Raw genomic sequence first — 272 nt, 5'->3', positions numbered from 1 at the left:
CTGATTCCGCTGGTCGAGTTGCAGGCGCGTCAGTTCTTCGTCATCACGCACATCCAGGTGGAACCGGATTTGCCGGGCGTGCTGGCCGACCGCGTGATGCTGGAACAGGTCATGCTCAATCTGACACGCAACGGCATCGAAGCGATGCAGCACGTGCCGCCGGAGCGCCGCATTCTGCGCATCACGGCCGGGCTGACCGCGGAGTCGCAGACACAGCAAAATGTGGTGGTGGCGGTGATCGACCAGGGCCACGGCATTCCGGCCGATGTGGC

1 pseudogene is annotated in these 272 nt (G+C 64.0%); it reads left to right on the top strand.

What is annotated here, in order from left to right:
• Nucleotides 1–272, top strand: a pseudogene (locus WDW90_RS39435) (hypothetical protein); the annotation flags it as partial.

It is taken from the genome of Methylobacterium nigriterrae (assembly GCF_037106235.1).
In the GTDB taxonomy this organism is placed as follows: domain Bacteria; phylum Pseudomonadota; class Alphaproteobacteria; order Rhizobiales; family Beijerinckiaceae; genus Methylobacterium; species Methylobacterium nigriterrae.
Note: the sequence above shows the minus strand (reverse complement) of the source record. Positions and strands in the feature narration are given on the sequence as shown.